This window comes from Rhodococcus sp. SORGH_AS_0303 (assembly GCF_030819335.1).
Taxonomy (GTDB): Bacteria; Actinomycetota; Actinomycetes; order Mycobacteriales; family Mycobacteriaceae; genus Rhodococcoides.
Genome location: NZ_JAUTBO010000001.1, coordinates 560174 through 575172 on the forward strand (window position 1 = coordinate 560174; position 14999 = coordinate 575172).

Consider the following 14999-nt stretch of genomic DNA (forward strand, 5'->3'; position numbering starts at 1 on the left):
TCAGGTCCTCTCACTGAAACGAACTGACGGGCCGGGTGAGTCGGCCGTGTGCGATGGTGCTGCCGAGCGGGAGGGCGCGTTCCGGGCCATGATCCAGACGACGCCGGACATGCCGAAGAAGACCGGGCAGATGAGCCGAAACACCGGAAACGAGAGCGAATCGAACGTGGCCGACCCCACGGCCGCGACCAGACACGCCGCGGCGGCGCTCGCCGCGAGCAACTTCAGTGCCGGGTCCCGCGACCACAGAGCCACCGACAGCGAGGCGACGATGGGGCAGAGGAAGAGTGCGACGAGCGCAGCGAGCCCGAACAGCCCCATCTCCACGGCCGTGTGCAGGTACTGATTGTCGAGTATCTCCAGTGCGTTGGTGGGCAAGTACGTCGCCGGCCCTGTACCGAACCACGGGCGTTCGACGATCATGGCTTGCACTCGGGGGTAGTTGTTCACCCGAGTCGCCAGGGACGGATCGTTTCCGCTGTCGGCGCGCACAGTGGCACTGAGCGTGGCGATGAGGCCGGGAACCGTGACGAACACGCCGACGATGAGAACGGGAATGGCGATCGCTGCCCACCGTCTGGCGTGCCGGGGAAGAAACGGCACCGTGACGACGGCGGCGACGACGAGACCCAGCACAGCTGAACGAGACACCGTGAGAAACGAGGCGAACGCGATGAGCAGGCACTGCAACCAGTGCACCCAGTGGCGTCCCGTGGTGTCGAAGAGTGCGCGCCACACGCAGAACGGCAGAATCATCGCGGTGACGAGACCGAGTTCGATGGGGGTGAAGGTGTTACCCGCGACCCGGGTCAGCAGGCCACGCCCCTGAAACGTGGTGCCGCCGCCGTTGTCGGTCATACCGACCATCATCGAGCGGACCAGGTCGAGGGGATCGGTCTTGACGACGAACTGCCACAATGCGACCGCAGCTGTCACACTGGCACCGAGAGCGACGGTGCGGGCGATGACGAGGGCCTGCTCGACGGTGCGGACGCATTCGGCGGTGGCGAGGACGAGGACGGACATCGCGAACAGAGCCAACAGCCACCGATCTGCGGCGGCGCGTTGGATCGGCTCGACACCTCCCATTCGCAGGTACGAGACCACGGTGGCGACCCAGAAGAGGCAGAGACCGATGCGGGCGGGATGACGGACTCTCGTGGGATCGTGCACGCCCCACGTCACGGCGGCCACCCACACCGCGAACAGCGCGAGCCCGATGAGCATCGCAAGGTAGCCGGACGCACCGATCGCCTCGAAGACCATGTTGGCGGGGAGGACGAGGGCAGCGAAGATCGTGACGCGCAATAGAAGCGGAACCGTTGTGGTGGCGTCCCGCCCTGGTGCCCGCACGTCGATCGCGCGAACGCCCCGTGCTGCCATCAATGCGACATCCTCGAGTCGGGTGCTGAGAGCGAAAGACGAAAATCCCCCGACATCGGCCTTTCTCCGACAAACATACTCACGGTTCGGTAATCCGGAAGTCGTTCGATCGCATGATTCTTTCGTGTGGTGTAACCGGCATTCGATACGGCATGATCTGCGGACACGTACAGTCGGTACGGCACGATCCGGTGGTGCAGGAGGGTCGAGTGTGAAGGTTCGAACAGCAGCCGTGGTCGGCACAGTGATGCTGTCCGCCGCGTGCGGTGTCCCGTCGAGCGCACATCGGAGCGACGGTCGTCCGATGCTGCGCGAGATCGACGGCGGAGCGACGTACTTCTCGCAGTTCTCGCCGTCGCTGCCATCGGACCCGGGGTTCTTCCCCATCGGAGTCTGGGCCGAATCCGTGGTCGACGACACGCGTCTGCCCTCGTACTCCGCGGCCTCGTTCACCACGTATGTCGAACCGACACCGGACACGGATCTCGCCCGTATCGGCCTCAACGGCATGTACGTTCTGTCGTCGCGCTCGGACGGTCCCACCGACGGTCGAGTGACCACCGACGAAGCCGACATGTGGGCGGGGCCGGGTGACGCGACGTGGACAGGTCTCTACCCGGGAGAGGGCGAGATCTGCGTTCCTGCAACGGAGAAGTGCGGCTACACGGTCATGGACACGCTCGAGGCCCAGAGTGATCGCACGCGTCTGACGTACACCAATTACGGTAAGAGCGTGCTGTTCTGGGGCACCGACGAGCAGTCGAGCAAGTTCGTGAACGATTACCAGGACGTGGTGTCCGCCGATGCCTACTGGTTCACCGACCCCAACATCTGCGACGCCACCGAGGGCGGGGCGCTGCTGAAGGACGGCGTGGATCTCGACCCCGACGAATGCCTTCGCGCGTCCAACTACGGTGCGACTGTGGATCGCGTGAGATCACTCGTGGAGCCGGCGGGGAGCAAGCCGGTGTGGGCGTTCGTCGAGGTCGGTCAGCCGTTCGCCGAATCTCGACGAGCGATCGAACCGGCGGAGGTGGAAGGTGCGGTGTGGAGCAGCATCGTTCACGGTGCGCAGGGGGTCGTGTACTTCAACCACAGCTTCGGCGGCGAATGCCGATCGCAGCACGTTCTTCTGGACTGCGGCCGCGGCATGCTCGAGCGCGTCGGTGACGTCAACGCGAGAATCACCGAGCTGGCACCGGTCCTGAACTCTCCCTACCTCGACGGGTTTCTCGCGTCGGCGCCGGGACTGGACACGATGGTCAAGTACACCGACGGGGTGGTTCATGTTCTGGCGATGTCCGAACAGGGCGCTGCCACTGGACGTATGACATTGTCCTGCGCTGTCGACTCGACCGCGGACGTGGTCGGAGAGGACCGTCGGGTCGAGGTCGACAAGGGTGTCATCGTGGACGATTTCGCGGATTCGAACAGTGCACACGTCTACCGCATCACCGGACTCGACGACTGTGGTCTCCCGCCTGCCGGGTCATGATCCGAATCGGCTCGATTCGTCGCGTGCCCAGCCGGTGTCGACCACGCGTCGCGCGGCACGGCGCCCGACGAGTGCGAATCCGGCGTACACCGCCGCATCGAAAGCGGTGACGGGACCTCGCACCGAGCGGAGAAGTTCCCGGAACGTGCTCGATGTCTGCGTGGTTCGGGCGACGGCGGTGTTACCTCGGTAGGTCCGGGACAGAACGGTCCGCAAGGTCGCGACAGTCCTGGGAACCGAGATCACCACGGGATCGGTGAGTACCACGCACTTCTCGTCCCCCCGGAACAGTCCGTCGACGACGACGTCGTCCGCGACGACCGACGGGAATCGGCCCAGGCGGCGGTGGCCTTCCTCGGTGAGGCCGTAGCACCCCGCACCCCAGAGGTGTCCGTCGAAGGTCGACAGTCGTTGTCGGGCCGCGTAGTAGCGGCGCACCAGGAAGGAACTGTGCCCGGTGTCGTATCGGGAGCGAGGACGTGCAGACATGGGCGCGCCCGCGGTGAGCCGCGTGAGAACGTCCGTCACGGCTTTCGGAGTCATCACCACGTCCGCATCGAGGTAGATCCTCGGCCAGAACATGGCGATGTCATCCGCCGCGTTCATTGCTTCGGTCTTCGACGCGGCGGACGTCTCGATCACGGTGATGCCGGGAAAGTGCCGCGCGACGTCAGCGGTGTCGTCCGTGCAGCCGTTGCAGGCGACGATGACCTCGACGACCCCGCGGTCGGCAAGATCGGACAGCGGTCGCAGTGTGCGTGCGAGGACGGCTGCCTCGTCGTGTGCGGGAACGATGACCGTTCCCATCCCCGTGCGGCCCTCGACCGGCCGTTGTCGAGCTGACGGCAGGTGCGTCCAGCGCCGCCGATCGACCAGCACTCGGAGGGTCGCACGATGGGACGCGGATCCTGTCCGCGCGATCTCGGACACCACCGCACACAGTCGGAAGGCCGTGCTCCACAGTCTGCCGTGATACATCTCCGCGTATCGGATCTTGTTGACGGACAGCAGGTTCTGGAGTGCCTGAGACGATCCCGACCCGGCGCCCGTGTGCACGACCACGGCATCGGGTACGAACCGGACGCGGCCCACCGTGCGGAGACGTCGGAAGAAATCGGTCTCCTCCGAGTACAGGAAGAAGCGTTCGTCCCACGCGCCCACTCGACGTGCTGCATCGGCGTCGATCATCAGGGCTGCACCCGTGGCCCAGTCGATGTCGTGCGGAGTGGCGTAGGCCTTCGGATCGCGGACCGTCTCACTGAGTGCCCGAGGTCTGCGCGGGACGTACGCACCGAGAACGGCGTCGACAGCGGTGGCGAGCAGGGCCGGCTCACGACGAAGCGACGGAGAGACGGAACCGTACTCGTCCTGGAGCAACGGCACTACCGCGGCCACATCGGGTTCGGTCACGGCGGCCACCAGAGCCTCGACACACCCCGCGGACACCCGCGCGTCCGGATTGAGGACGAGGATCGCGTCGGACCGATCCACGCGCTCCATACCCAGGTTGATCGCGGCGGCGTATCCCAGATTCCCACCGGCGTCGACGAACACGACATCGGGATGTTCGTGTACCCGCGCTGCGGTGTCGTCCGCCGAGTCGTTGTCGATCACGACGACCCGGAGGGTGGTTCCAGCTGCTTCCGTTCTGAGACTGTCGAGGAGGCCGCCGATGGAGTCGGCACTGTTGTAGGTGACGACGAGGGCGGTGACGGTGGCATCGCCGCCGGTGACGAAGTGGGCCGTCGAACGCTCGATGCGGGAGATCGGCTCGGTCATGGAAGTCGAGCCACGCTGGGTGCCGGAACGCCGTCGACGAGTCCGTACGAGAGACCGCAGCCGCACACGAGATCCTCCGGAAGGCTTTCGCCGCACCGGCAGGCCCACCCGATGCGACGTGCCGGATTACCCACCACGACGGCATGATCCGGGACATCCCGAGTCACGACGGCACCGGCGGCGACGAACGCGTGACGACCGATCGTCGTGCCGCACACCACCACGACACCCGCGCCGAGGGTGGCCCCCTGCTCCACCAGAGTGCGCATCAGCGCGTCCGGCCCTTTCTTGACGTGGGCGCGTGGGCGGAGGTCGTTGGTGAAGGTGACGCCCGGGCCGAGGAACACGTCGTCCTGCACGGTGACTCCGTCGAAGATCAGGACCCGGTTCTTGACGGTGACCCGATCGCCGACCACGGCTCTCCCCTCGATGTAGGCGTGGTCGCACACGTTGCAGTCCTTGCCCACGACGGCGCCGGCGAGAACGTGTGCGAACGCCCAGACCCGGGTCCCGTCGCCGACCGAGTCGCTCTCGCAGAGGGCTGCGGGGTGCACGAAGAACGAGGTGGCTCGAACCGCGCCCGTACTCGTCGTCGGTTCCGCCATGTCGTGCTCCTCGTCGTCGCGCTCGCCCCGAGGTGTTCGGCAAACCGAGAAACAGTCGCGAGAGACCGCGTCACGATGGGAAACGGGGCATATGCCCGAGAACGCTACGGTCGCGTCGAGCCCGTGTCACTCATTCGACCGACCGACGACCGCACCCCTCCCCGAACCCGCGGAACCGGCGAGTCGAGGAGGGGTGCGGAGGAGGAGTTCCGACGCGGAGTCAGCGCAGGGTGCCCGTCAGGAACGGGTAGCCCTTCTTCGGGTGCTTCAGCGCCACGTCCCACTGCCCCGGCCCGACGCCCGTGCCCACCCGCTCGGCGTACACGTTGATCTTGGCGGGCAACACGATCGGCTTGCCGAAGCGCACCGAGTACGTGACACGGTCCTGGATCTTGCCGTCGACGGCGCTGAGTACGGCCGCCGCACTCCACATCCCGTGAGCGATGGTGCGCGGGAAGCCGAAGGCCTTGGCGCCCAGCGACGAGACGTGGATCGGGTTGCGGTCACCACTCACCGCCGCGTAGCGCGAGATGGTCTTCTGGTCCACCCGCAGAGTCGAGGTGGGCGGCGGCGGGACCTCGTCGGCCGGCGGTGCCTCGCGAGGTCCACCGGACAGCGACGTCTTCTGGAGGCTGAGGAAGGTGGACGTCTGACGCCACACCAGCTCTCGGCCCACCGACACGTCGCTGACGACGTCGACGAGCAGTCCCTTCCGGTGCTCGCGGACGTTCTCCGCGTGCACCGCGATGTCGAGCGGCTCCGAGGTCCCGACGGGGCGGAAGCTCTCGATCACGTTCTCCGCGTGCACTGATCCCATGGCCGCGAACGGGAAGTCCTTGGACACCATGAGGGACATCACGGTGGGGAACACCAGGGTGAAGGGGTACGTCAGCGGCAGGGTGTCGCTGAGACGGAGGCCGGTCACCTTGGCGTACGTCGCGAGGTTGTCCCGATCGATCCGGATTCCGCCGAGGGTGTACGTCGCGTCCGGTGCCGTCGGCGTGCGCTTGCCGCCGCCGATGATCGGCAGCGAGTCGAGAGCCGCGCAGGTGTAGATGTCGCGGATCCTCGGCGGGCCGTCGAGCGGGATCACCGTGGCCACGTCGCTCACGCTCCGATCAGGGACTGGCCGCACACGCGGACGATCTGACCGGTGACAGCGTTGGAGGCCGGGCTCGCGAAGTACGCGATGGTCTCCGCGACGTCGACGGTCTGGCCGCCCTGCAGCAGCGAGCTCATCCGGCGGCCGGCCTCGCGAGTGGCGAACGGAATGGCCGCGGTCATGGCCGTCTCGATGAAGCCGGGCGCCACCGCGTTGATGGTGATGTCCTTCTTCGCCAGTTCGGGTGCCTCGGCGTGCACCAGGCCGATGACGCCGGCCTTGGACGTGCCGTAGTTCGTCTGGCCGCGGTTGCCGGCGATGCCCGCGATGGAGGACACGTCGATCACGCGGCCGCCGTCGTTCAGCGTGCCGGACTTCACCAGAGCGGTGGTGAGGCGGTGCGGCGCTGCGAGGTTGACGCCGATGACGGAGTTCCACCGGCCGTCGTCCATGTTGGCGAGGAGCTTGTCGCGCGTGATGCCGGCGTTGTGGACGACGATGTCGAGGCCGCCGCTGTGGCGCTCCTTCACGTGCTTCTCGAGCACCTCGGCGGCGTCGGGGGCCGTGACGTCGAGTGCCAGCGACGTGCCGCCGACCTTGTTGGCTGTCTGCGAGAGGGCCTCGCCGGCCGCGGGGATGTCGGCGCAGATGACGTGCGCGCCGTCGCGTGAGAGAACCTCGGCGATGGTGGCGCCGATGCCACGGGCGGCGCCGGTGACCAGAGCGACCTTGCCCTCGAGCGGCCGGTCCCACGAGGCGGGAGCCGTGGACCCGTCCTTGCCGACGGCGATGACCTGACCGGACACGAACGCGGACTTGGCCGAGAGCAGGAAGCGCAGGGTGGACTCGACGCCGGACAGGTCCGGCGCGGCGTCGGGGGAGACGTAGACCAGCTGCGCGGTGCCGCCGCGGCGCAGCTCCTTGCCGACGCTGCGGGTGAAGCCCTCGAGGGCGCGCTGAGCGATGTGCTCCTCGATGTCGCCGGTCTCCTCGGGCGTGGTGCCGAGGACGACGACGCGGCTCGACGGTCCGAGGTTGCGGACCGCGGGCTGGAAGAACTGGTACAGCTGCTCGAGCTGCTCGATGTTCTCGATGCCGGTGGCGTCGAACACGAGGCCGCCCAGCTTGTCGTCGTGCGGGCTCGCGGCGGGGTAGTCCGAGAGCAGCACGCGCAGCGGCTCGACGAGGCGACCGCTGCCGCCGATCAGGACCGGGCCGGCGAGCGGAGGCTCACCTGGCTGGTAGCGACGCAGAGTCTCCGGCTTCGGCAGTCCCGCCTGCTTGGCGAGAAACGCGCCGGGAGCAGAGGAGAGGAACTGCGAGTAGAGGTCAGGGGCTCCCTTGGTGGCTGCCATGTTCCTACCTTCGTGTCGGGTATGTCGAACGGTATCGACAAGTAACTTACTCGTGAGTAAGAATAGAGTCCACGACGAAGCGGCCCCGACTGTGGCCGCGCCATCTGCGCACAGGGAGAATCGTTCGATGACCAGCAAAGAGAAGCGCCCCGTCGCGATCCTCGGTGGAAACAGAATACCGTTCGCGCGCTCGAACAAGGTGTACGCCAACGCCTCGAACCAGGACATGTTGACGGCGGCCGTCGACGGTCTCGTCTCCCGCTTCAACCTGCAGGGTGAGCGGCTCGGCCTCGTGGCCGGTGGTGCGGTGCTCAAGCACAGCCGCGACTTCAACCTCACCCGCGAGGTCGTCCTGGGCAGCGCGCTGAGCCCGTACACCCCGGCGTTCGACCTGCAGCAGGCCTGCGGCACGAGCATGCAGACGGTCATCGCCGTCGGCGATGCCATCGCGTCGGGCCGGATCGACGTGGGAATCGGCAGCGGTGTCGACACCACGTCGGACGCGCCCATCAGCGTCAACAACGAGCTGCGCGAGTTCCTGCTCACGCTCAACCGGGCGAAGAGCACCGCCGACCGCCTCAAGCTGCTCGCGGGCGTCCGCCCGTCGATGCTGGGGATCGAGATCCCGAAGAACGGCGAGCCCCGCACCGGCATGTCGATGGGCGAGCACGCCGCCGTCACGGCCAAGGAGTTCGGCGTGCGCCGCGAGGACCAGGACGCCCTCGCCGCGGCCAGCCACCAGAACATGGCGAAGGCCTACGACAGTGGCTTCTTCGACGACCTGGTCACCCCGTACCTCGGTCTGACCCGCGACGACAACCTGCGTCCGGACTCCACGGCCGAGAAGCTGGCCAAGCTGAAGCCCGTGTTCGGCACCTCGCTGGGCGACGCCACGATGACGGCCGGCAACTCGACGCCGCTCACCGACGGCGCGTCCTCCGTGCTGCTGTCCACCGACGAGTGGGCCGCGCAGCACAACCTGCCGGTGCTCGCGCACCTCGTCGACTCGGAGTTCGCGGCCGTGGACTACATCCACGGCAACGGCTCGTACAAGGACGGCCTGCTCATGGCGCCGACGTACGCCATCCCGCGTCTGCTCGAGCGCAACGGCCTGACACTGCAGGACTTCGACTACTACGAGATCCACGAGGCCTTCGCCTCCGTGGTGCTCGCGACGCTGCAGGCCTTCGAGAGCGACGAGTACTGCAAGGAGCGTCTGGGTCTCGACGGTGCGCTGGGATCGATCGATCGCAGCAAGCTGAACGTGAACGGCTCCTCGCTGGCCGCGGGTCACCCGTTCGCGGCGACCGGCGGACGCGTCGTGGCCACGCTCGCGAAGATGTTGGCGCAGAAGGGTTCCGGCCGCGGACTCATCTCCATCTGTGCCGCCGGTGGCCAGGGCATCACGGCCATCGTGGAGGCCTGAGCCTCCCGTACCGAACACGAGGACCCGGCTGCGAGGGGTGGCCGGGTCCTCTGCCGTTTCCCGGACCGAGCGGTCTGCGTCTGGCACAGTGGCGGGGTGCAGCGGTGGCGAGGCGAGAGTGGGTCCTGCGCGACCCTCCTCGAGGGCAACCCTCGGGAACATTCACGGAATCGGGCACTGCGTCCGACGCACCTCGGCACGCTCCGCGTGCTGGAGCGCGACGACGACGAGAGTCTCAGGTCGCCTCGCCCCGCCGCACGTCCTCGGTCCACTGCTCGCTGATGTCCGAGTCGTTCTGGCATCACCGCACGGCGCGGATGATCGCACCGCGCCTGGTCGACATCGCGTGGAACAGCACCGAGCTCGGTGAGGTGCTGGCCCGGTTCGAGCACGTCGCGGACGTCGAGACCCTCATCACCAGGCTCCTCGAGCGGCGCAACCATGCACCCGATTCGACGGAGGTCGCCGCCGAACTCCTCGAGGTCATCGGGTATCCCGGTGATCCGTTCGTCCTCCCCGCGCCGCCCGTCCGTCCCACTCCGGCGGTGCGCTTCGGGGTTCCCGCGTTCGCGACGACCGCCGAGCTCGCCGCGTCCCTGGACGTCACCGTCTCCGAACTCGACTGGTTCGCCGACGTCGGCGGCTGGTTGCGTCGGGCGGCTCCGCCGCTGCGCCACTACCGGACTCGTGAGGTGGCGAAGAGTCGCGGCGGGACGCGCATCCTGGAGATTCCCAAGCCGCGACTGCGCGAGATGCAGCGGCGCGTGCTCCACCGCGTCCTCGATCACGTGGTGCCGCATCCTGCCGCTCACGGTTTCCGGGCCGGTCGGAGTGCGGTGACCTTCGCGCGCCCGCACGAGGGCCGGGACGTCGTCATCCGGGTCGATCTCGCGGACTTCTTCCCGACGGTGACGAGGCCGCGCGTGCGCGCCGTCTTCGAGGCCTGCGGGTACCCGTACCGGGTGGCGTCGGTTCTCGCCGGCGTCTGCACCACCGCGATGCCGGTCGACGAGGTCGCCGGTCTGGCCCGGACTCAGGCGGCATTGCTGCGCGTCCCGCACCTCCCGCAGGGAGCACCGACCTCGCCCGCGCTCGCCAATCTGGTGGCCCGCGGACTCGACCGTCGCGTCGCGGGCCTCGCCCGCGCCCGTGGGCTCGTCTACACCCGCTACGCCGACGACCTGGCGCTGTCGGGCCCGTCGGACACCGATGTGGGCACGCTCCTCTGGGCGCTCGACCGCATCGTGCGCGACGAGGGCTTCCTGGTGAACGGTGACAAGACTCACGTCGCGCGTGCTCACCGTCGGCAGACGCTGGCCGGGCTGGTGGTGAACGAGAGTGCCGCGGCGCCCCGCGACCGCTACGACGCACTCCGCGCGCTGCTCCACAACAGTGTTCGTACCGGTGCCGCTGCCCAGAATCGTGCAGGTGTACCGGACTTCCGTGCCTCGGTGTACGGGCAGATCGCCTGGATCGGCGAAAGCAGTCCTTCGCGGCGGTCACGACTTCTGGCCATGGCTGAACGGGTCGATTGGGACTCCTGACAGATCCGGGACGTTCGGTCTGATTCGAGTTGTAACGAGTGCGGTCGTCCGGCGATACTCCTCATGGCTCCGCATCGCTGCCTGACCCCCGACCCGGCAGCGGTGCGGAGCCGTCTTCGTGAGGAGTCGGGCTCCGACCCCAGTGGGTAGGCTCGAGCAGAGGGCGAACGCGCCTGTTCAGCACGACGGAAGGGAGCCGGGTGACCGAGGACGTACCGGCGCAGCACGAGCACCGGACCGCCCCCGAGGGCACGCGCTCCACCCGCCGGCGCACGATCGCGCTGTCCGCGGCCGGCGGCGTCGTCGCCGTGGCCGCGCTCCTGTACGCCGCCGACTGGTTCACCTCCGCCGGTGACATCCCCCGCGGCGTGACCGTCGCGGGCGTCGAGGTCGGCGGCCGCAGTGTGGCGGAGGCGGACAACCGGCTCCGCGACGCCCTGGGTCCGCGCACCGACGCCCCGGTGGACGTGCGCGCGGACGATGTCGCCGCCACCCTCACCCCGGCCGCCGCCGGTCTCGGAATCGACTGGGCAGCAACCCTCGATCGTGCCGGCGACCAGCCTCTCTCCCCGTTCACCAGGCTCGCGTCGTTCTTCGGCACCCGCGAGATCGGTGTCGTGTCCACTGTCGACGACGCGGCACTCACACCGCCGCCGTCGGATCGTTGTCCCCGCAGGTCGACCGCCCCGCGGTGGAGGGCGACGTGGTCATCGAGGCCGGCGTGCCCCGCGCCGTCGGACCCGTTCCCGGACGCACGCTCGACGTACCGGGTGCGGCGTCCGCGTTCCGCACCGACTGGGCCGAGGGCGGTCCGGTGGAGCTCCCCGTCGTCGTCGAGGACGTCGAGGTCGACGCTGCCGCGATCGACGCGGCGATCCAGGACGTGGCGACGCCCGCGGTGTCGGCGCCGGTGGTCGTGACCGGCGAGGACGGTGCGACGACGACGCTCGCACCCGATCGCGTCGGCGAGGTCCTGAGCTTCGAACCGGACGACGACGGCGGTCTGCGGCCGGTGTACGACACGAATGCCGCGATCGGCATCCTCGCGCCCGGGCTGGCGGCCACCGAGACCCGGCCCGTCGACGCGCGCTTCGACTTCTCCGGGGGCCGACCCGTGGTGGTTCCGTCCGTCGACGGCACCGAGGTGCGCTGGCCGGAGACACTGGCCACCCTGCCGGACCTGCTGGCGGCGTCCGGTGACGCGCGCACCACCGTCGCGCAGTACGGACCGCGTCCGGCGGCACTGACCACGGACGCGGCGAACGCTCTCGGAATCCGGGAAGTGATCAGCGAGTACACGACCGGCGGGTTCGAGTACGCGTCGGGCGTCAACATCGGTCTCACGGCGGACATCGTGAACGGCGCTGTGGTGAAGCCGGGGGAGACGTTCTCACTCAACGGCTACACCGGCCCCCGCGGGACGGCGCAGGGGTTCGTCGAGTCGGGCATCATCGACAACGGCCGACCCGATCGCGCCGTCGGCGGAGGCATCAGCCAGTTCGCCACCACCCTGTACAACGCCGGCTACTTCGGCGGCATGGACGACGTCGATCACACCGAACACAGCTACTACATCAGCCGCTACCCCGAGGCCCGCGAGGCGACGGTCTTCGAGGGCGCGATCGATCTGCAGTTCCGGAACCCGGCGTCGACGGGTGTGGTCGTCGAGTCGTTCGCCGACGGATCCTCCGTCACCGTGCGGTTGTGGGGCACCAAGACCGTCGAGGTGGAGTCGATCACCGGCTCCCGCAGCCGACCCACCACGCCGGACACCGTCCGGCTGCCGCGCGGAGAGCAATGTGTCGCGTCGAGCGGAGCGCCCGGCTTCACCACCAGCGACACCCGGATCGTCCGCGACGCGGCGACGGGTGCGGAGATCTCGCGGAACACGCGCACGGTGCGCTACGACCCGGTGCCGATCGTCCGCTGCGAGTGAGGCCCGCCGTTGGGCTCGGCGTGATCCGAATCCAGGGGCTGTGACCTTGCCCAGTGCCGGGCCCGCGATGGTGGCGGCGGATGGCGCGCGGCCCTACCGTGGGGTTCCATGAGTCAGACCGCATCCTCCGAGCTCGACCAGGCGACCCTCCGTCAGGCATACGGCACCTTCCCGAGTGGGGTCGTCGCCATCGCGGCTCGCATCGGCGACGTGCCGGTCGGTCTGGCCGCGAGCAGTTTCGTGTCGGTCTCCCTCGACCCGCCGCTCGTCGCGGTGTGCATCCAGAACACGTCGTCCACGTGGCCCAAGTTCCGCGACGCGACGCACATCGGCATCAGCGTTCTCGGCGAGGCCCACGACGTGGCCGCGCGCAGCCTCGCGGCGAAGACGGGTGACCGGTTCGCTGGTCTGACGCTGGAGACGACGCCCGACGGGGCCATCTTCATCGACGGCGCGTCCTCGTGGCTCGACACCACGATCGAGCAGGAGCTGCCGGCGGGTGATCACGCCATCGTCCTGCTGCGCGTGCACGGTCTCGAGGTGCACTCCGACGTCGCGCCCATCGTGTTCCAGGGCAGCCGCTTCCGAAAGCTGGTCGTCGAGCAGCGCTGAGTCTCGTCCTCCGATGTCGAGCGAGAATCCGCGGATCCGCAGATTTCCGAGCGATCGGGTGGCTCCGCACGCGCGCCTGGCGATCCACGCATCCGCCGTGGACTTTCAGTTAACCATCGTTTACTGTCCTGGTTAGTGAGTGTTAACTGACGGACGGGCTGAGCGATGACGATGCTGGACGGTGCTCGAACCGAGCGCACGAGCAGGCGGGACGACCACCTCGCGCTGGTCGACGAGTTGCACCGAGCCATGGCGGCCGCTGCCCGCGGCGGCAGTGACGCCTCCCGAGAGCGCCATGTCTCCCGCGGCAAGCTGCTTCCGCGCGACCGTGTCGACACGCTGCTCGACGACGGCAGCCCGTTCCTCGAGATCGCCCCGCTGGCCGCGAACGGCATGTACGACGATGCGTGCCCGGGCGCCGGTGTGATCGCCGGAATCGGCCGGGTGTCCGGGCGCGAGGTGATGGTCGTGGCCAACGACGCCACGGTCAAGGGCGGCACGTACTACCCGATGACCGTCAAGAAGCATCTGCGCGCGCAGGAGATCGCCCTGCAGAACCGGCTGCCCTGCGTGTACCTCGTCGACTCGGGTGGCGCGTTCCTGCCGATGCAGGACGACGTGTTCCCCGACCGGGAACACTTCGGCCGGATCTTCTTCAACCAGGCGACGATGAGTGCGAAGGGCATCGCCCAGATCGCGGCGGTGATGGGGTCCTGCACCGCCGGTGGCGCGTACGTGCCCGCGATGAGCGACGAGGCGATCATCGTCCGCAACCAGGGCACCATCTTCCTGGGTGGACCGCCGCTGGTGAAGGCGGCCACCGGCGAGGTGGTCACGGCCGAGGACCTCGGTGGCGGCGACGTCCACTCCAAGATCTCGGGCGTGACGGATCACCTCGCGACCGACGATCGTGACGCGCTCCGCCGGGTCCGCGCGATCGTGGCCACCCTCGGCCCCCGCACGCCGTCGCCGTGGGAGATGCGCACACCGCTGCCTGCGAGCGATCAATCGGAGCTGTACGACGTGGTGCCGACAGATCCGCGCACCCCGTACGACGTGCACGAGGTGATCACCCGCCTGGTGGACGGTGGGCAGTTCCAGGAGTTCAAGGCCGAGTACGGCACGACGCTGGTCACCGGTTTCGCGCACATCGACGGCCACCCGGTGGGCATCGTCGCGAACAACGGTGTGCTGTTCGGTGAGTCCGCCGTGAAGGGCGCCCACTTCATCGAGCTGTGCGACAAGCGCAGCGTCCCGTTGCTGTTCCTGCAGAACATCACCGGCTTCATGGTCGGGCGGGAGTACGAGGCGGGCGGCATCGCCAAGCACGGCGCGAAGATGGTCACCGCGGTGGCCTGTGCCCGGGTGCCGAAGCTGACGGTCGTGATCGGCGGCTCCTACGGCGCGGGCAACTACTCGATGTGCGGACGCGCGTACTCGCCCCGCTTCCTGTGGATGTGGCCGAACGCGCGCATCTCCGTCATGGGCGGGGAGCAGGCGGCGTCGGTGCTCGCGACCGTGCGCAGCGATCAGCGGTCGGCGTCCGGCGAGCCGTGGACCGAGGACGAGCAGGAGCGGTTCAAGGAACCCATCCGCCGTCAGTACGAGGAGCAGGGCAACCCGTACCACTCGACGGCGCGGCTGTGGGACGACGGCATCATCGATCCGGCCGACACCAGAACTGTTCTCTCACTTGCTCTGTCGGTGTGCGCCAACGCGCCGCTCGAGCCGGTGTCCTACGGCGTCTTCAGGATGTGAGTGT

General features: G+C 68.4%; 10 protein-coding genes and 1 pseudogene. 6 read left to right on the top strand and 5 right to left on the bottom strand.

Going from position 1 to position 14999, the window contains the following annotated elements:
* A complete protein-coding gene (locus QE449_RS02630; protein ID WP_307108149.1) occupies positions 1 to 1383 on the bottom strand; it encodes an O-antigen ligase in 1383 nt (460 codons plus the stop codon).
* A gap of 232 nt (positions 1384 to 1615) precedes the next feature.
* Between QE449_RS02630 and QE449_RS02635 the strand changes: the two genes are divergently transcribed.
* Positions 1616 to 2878 (top strand): hypothetical protein, encoded by a 1263-nt coding sequence (locus QE449_RS02635; RefSeq protein ID WP_307108150.1) that lies wholly within the window; start codon positions 1616 to 1618, stop codon positions 2876 to 2878.
* Here QE449_RS02635 and QE449_RS02640 read toward each other — a convergent pair.
* The 4 genes from QE449_RS02640 to QE449_RS02655 form a co-directional block, all read right to left on the bottom strand.
* Positions 2873 to 4657, bottom strand: coding sequence for a glycosyltransferase family 2 protein (locus QE449_RS02640; RefSeq protein WP_307108151.1), 1785 nt, complete (start codon positions 4655 to 4657; stop codon positions 2873 to 2875). The genes QE449_RS02635 and QE449_RS02640 overlap by 6 nt on opposite strands.
* Complete coding sequence (locus tag QE449_RS02645) at positions 4654 to 5262, bottom strand: acyltransferase (RefSeq protein ID WP_222637988.1); 609 nt, start codon at positions 5260 to 5262, stop codon at positions 4654 to 4656. The genes QE449_RS02640 and QE449_RS02645 overlap by 4 nt, the downstream gene beginning before the upstream one ends.
* Before the next feature lie 220 nt (positions 5263 to 5482).
* On the bottom strand, positions 5483 to 6364 hold the full coding sequence (locus tag QE449_RS02650) for a MaoC/PaaZ C-terminal domain-containing protein (protein WP_307109661.1): 882 nt from the start codon (positions 6362 to 6364) through the stop codon (positions 5483 to 5485).
* A 5-nt stretch (positions 6365 to 6369) separates the two neighbouring features.
* Positions 6370 to 7719 (bottom strand): 3-oxoacyl-ACP reductase, encoded by a 1350-nt coding sequence (locus QE449_RS02655; RefSeq protein WP_027506192.1) that lies wholly within the window; start codon positions 7717 to 7719, stop codon positions 6370 to 6372.
* Positions 7720 to 7846: 127 nt separating this feature from the next.
* Here QE449_RS02655 and QE449_RS02660 point away from each other — a divergent pair, with 127 nt between their 5' ends.
* The 5 genes and pseudogenes from QE449_RS02660 (at position 7847) to QE449_RS02680 (ending at position 14995) form a co-directional block, all read left to right on the top strand.
* Positions 7847 to 9145 carry an acetyl-CoA C-acetyltransferase gene (locus QE449_RS02660; RefSeq protein WP_056441321.1) on the top strand — a complete coding sequence of 433 codons (1299 nt, stop codon included), beginning with the start codon at positions 7847 to 7849 and terminating at the stop codon, positions 9143 to 9145.
* Between the two features lie 281 nt (positions 9146 to 9426).
* Positions 9427 to 10689 (top strand): reverse transcriptase family protein, encoded by a 1263-nt coding sequence (locus QE449_RS02665; protein WP_307108152.1) that lies wholly within the window; start codon positions 9427 to 9429, stop codon positions 10687 to 10689.
* Positions 10690 to 10934: 245 nt separating this feature from the next.
* Positions 10935 to 12737, top strand: a pseudogene (locus tag QE449_RS02670) (VanW family protein); the annotation flags it as partial.
* A complete protein-coding gene (locus QE449_RS02675) occupies positions 12734 to 13237 on the top strand; it encodes a flavin reductase family protein (protein ID WP_307108153.1) in 504 nt (167 codons plus the stop codon). The pseudogene QE449_RS02670 and the gene QE449_RS02675, both read left to right, overlap by 4 nt.
* Before the next feature lie 171 nt (positions 13238 to 13408).
* Positions 13409 to 14995 (top strand): carboxyl transferase domain-containing protein, encoded by a 1587-nt coding sequence (locus tag QE449_RS02680; RefSeq protein ID WP_307109662.1) that lies wholly within the window; start codon positions 13409 to 13411, stop codon positions 14993 to 14995.
* Positions 14996 to 14999: the final 4 nt, after the last annotated feature.

Bases quoted from the DNA above. Each gene is read 5' to 3' on its own strand.
- QE449_RS02630 (WP_307108149.1), bottom strand. From the start codon at position 1,383: ATGGCAGCACGGGGCGTTCGCGCGATCGACGTGCGGGCACCAGGGCGG.
- QE449_RS02640 (WP_307108151.1), bottom strand. From the start codon at position 4,657: ATGACCGAGCCGATCTCCCGCATCGAGCGTTCGACGGCCCACTTCGTC.
- QE449_RS02645 (WP_222637988.1), bottom strand. From the start codon at position 5,262: ATGGCGGAACCGACGACGAGTACGGGCGCGGTTCGAGCCACCTCGTTC.
- QE449_RS02655 (WP_027506192.1), bottom strand. From the start codon at position 7,719: ATGGCAGCCACCAAGGGAGCCCCTGACCTCTACTCGCAGTTCCTCTCC.
- QE449_RS02660 (WP_056441321.1), top strand. From the start codon at position 7,847: ATGACCAGCAAAGAGAAGCGCCCCGTCGCGATCCTCGGTGGAAACAGA.
- QE449_RS02665 (WP_307108152.1), top strand. From the start codon at position 9,427: ATGTCCGAGTCGTTCTGGCATCACCGCACGGCGCGGATGATCGCACCG.
- QE449_RS02675 (WP_307108153.1), top strand. From the start codon at position 12,734: ATGAGTCAGACCGCATCCTCCGAGCTCGACCAGGCGACCCTCCGTCAG.
- QE449_RS02680 (WP_307109662.1), top strand. From the start codon at position 13,409: ATGCTGGACGGTGCTCGAACCGAGCGCACGAGCAGGCGGGACGACCAC.